Source organism: Bartonella sp. AU55XJBT, assembly GCF_028618525.1.
Window position 1 is genome coordinate 1 of record NZ_JAQITC010000029.1, and the last position, 3,131, is coordinate 3,131.

The following is a 3,131-nucleotide window of genomic DNA, read 5'->3' on the forward strand; positions in this document are numbered from 1 at the left end:
AACGTCTCAAACTTCATATCTGTATAAGCTTTGGACTCACTAACACTATTGTTGGCTATATCATTGATGTGCTCATCCGTATACTTCTTTGCATCTTCAAGGACTATCTTCATCTGCTGATCCGTATAATCATGCAACTGACCTCCATTGACGGCCTCTTTCGAACCTTTTTCAATCTTTCCATCGGCTACATTGTCTATCAATACTGGATCACTCTCATTGCCTCCAACTAACGTGATCTTATTCGTCTTATGACCTTCTTTATCTTTATCATACTTAACTGCTCCATCCGTTGAAGTCGCAATATCTTTTACTTGCTGGTCAATACTATCTACCTTACTTTCAACCTTGCTAACCCTATCATTCGTCTGCCAAAGCTGTCCTCCATTCACAACATCTTGTGAACCTTCTTCTATAAGGCCATCAGATACATTGCTAATCTTACTCGACGCACCATTATGTTTCCCATCATAAGCTCCAATCTCTTTATTCCAATTCAGACCATTCGAAGAGACATCTTTTTCAACTTCTTTTATACGATCATTGATCGTAGACATGCTTCCATTAATACCTTCAAACGCACTCGCTACATCATGATAGCTTTTGTCATCATCAGAACTACCGTCACTCTTGAAACGCGCTACCTTAAACTCTGGTGATATCCAGCCGCCATCCTTATAACCAGCGCCTCCTCCAAAATATCCCGCTAACGTATTGCTCATCGAATAAAGCTGAGAACCATTAATCGCTTCCATTGAGCCGTCTGAGAGCAAACCGGCTTTTACCCCGGACAGAGTCCGTGCTGCTCCATCAACATTTGCTAACGTAACTTCAGTACCGCTCTTTTCTCCTCCTACACTAATAACATGCGTCTTATCATCCTGCTTAACAAGGCTATCTCCCACAACTTGGTTTATCTCATTCTTAAGCTCTTGATGAAGGTTCTCAAAAGACGTACCTACTCCCGCAAAGGCTGCCGCTACATCATCATACTTTTCCTCCTCAACAGAACCTCCTTCTTTCTTAACGGTCTTAACTTTGAAACTGGGAGCTACCCATTGACCATCTTTATAACTAGCACCGCCACCAAAATAAGTCGCAAGCGTCTCATTCAAGGAATAAAGTTGCGAGCCATTCACCGCTTCTGTCGATGTTGCAGAAAGTGTTCCTGCCTTCACACCAGACAAGCTACGGGCCATACCTTCACTATTGGAAAACGTGATTTCTGTTCCGTCTTTCTCTGATCCTATCTTGATAACCCTGCTCTTGTCATCAAACTTAACAAGACTATCACTCACTACTTGGCTTATCTCATTCTTAAGCTCATTTTTAATATTCGTGAAAGAATTTCCAACTCCAGCAAACGCTTCCGCTACACTCGCATAATCCTCTTCTCCAGAACCCCCATCATCCTTGATGGTTTTAACCTTAAAGCTTGGGGCTGTCCATTGCCCTTCTTCATACTTAGCGCCACCACCAAAGGACTTAGCTATATTCGTAGCTGCTGTTTGCAGATTGTTAGATACGGTACTGACATTTTGATTGGTCGCAAAAAGCTGAGAACCATTTACCGCTTCTGTCGATGTCTCTGAAAGCTCTCCGCTCTTCACTCCTAAAAGGGTCCGCGCAGCATTATCAACATTTGCTAACGTAACTTTCGTACCGCTCTTTTCGCCTCCTACACTAATAACATGCGTCTTATCATCCTGCTTAACAAGGCTATCTCCCACAACTTGGTTTATCTCATTCTTAAGCTCTTGATGAAGATTTTCAAAAGATGTACCAATCCCTGCAAACGCTGAAACTACATCTTCATAGCTTTCCTCCTCAACTGCACCGCCTTCTTTCTTAACTGTTTTAACCTTGAAACTTGGAGCTACCCATTTGCCATCCTCATATTTAGCTCCTCCGCCAAAATAACTAGAAAGTGTATTACTCATTGAATAAAGCTGAGTTCCATTAACCGCATCACTCGATTCTTCCGAAACAACTCCTGATTTAACGCCTGTCAAAGTCCGTGGGGCATCGCCACTATTGGCAATATTAATGCTGTTACCACCTTTTTCTGCTCCTATCTTGATGACTTTGCTCTCTTTATCCTGCTTAACAAGACTGTCTCCCACAACTTGGCTAATCTCATTCTTAAGCTCTTTATGAATATTCGTGAAAGATGTACCAACACTCGCGAAGGCTTTTGCTACATCATCATAGCTCTGCTCTTCAACGGCACTGCCATCTTCTTTAACTGTCTTAACTGTGAACTTAGGAGCCGTCCATTGACCATCTGCATACTTAGCGCCACCACCTAAATAAGTCGCAACAGTCTTATTGCTATCAAAAAGCTGAGAGCCATTGACGGCATCACTCGATCCTTCCGAAAGGTGACCTTTGGCAAGAGACGTAATCCTACTGTGGCTTTTCTTATCTCCATGTTGGGCTACAAAGGCCTCTTCTTCCTTGTTCCATAACAAAGCATCTCCTTGAACCTCTTGAGTAATATTCGTGATATTTTGAGTAAGTTCGTTAAACTTATTCGTCAAATTATTATTCACATTCTTAACATTTGTATCAATTCCTGCAAACGCACTTCCAACATCTTTAAATTCTGTCGTCTCTACCTGACCATTAGTATCAACCTGAGATAATTGATAGGTTGGTCCTGTAAAGGCTCCATTGTTAAAGGAGGCTCCGCCACCTAAGAATTTTGCTATATCTCCACCAATGTTATAAATCTGACCACCAGTAACCGCATCATGCGATTTTTCAGAAATACTACCATCGGCAACATTGTGAAGAGCCGTGAGGGTTTTATCTTTACCACCTAAAGTTATACTCCCATAATCAACAGCACTATTTTCACCAGCTGTTTTATCATAATGAACAACCGCTGAATCATCAGACTGAAGATGATTAATCTGGTTGGTAATATCTTTTTTGATGTTCGTAAAAGATGTACCAACACCTTCAAAAGCATCTGCTACATTCTGATACGTCTTATCTTCTTCTTTGCCATCATCTTTAACAGTTTTTACTGTAAAAGATGGTTCACTCCATACGCCATCTTTATAACCAGCGCCACCACCTAAGTAAGTAGAAAACTTATTATTTGTCTCAAAAAGCTGAGAACCATT

General features: G+C 41.3%; 1 pseudogene. It reads right to left on the reverse strand.

Annotation, left to right across the window (positions count from 1 at the left end):
* Positions 1–3,131, reverse strand: a pseudogene (locus PVV70_RS09610) (hypothetical protein); the annotation flags it as partial.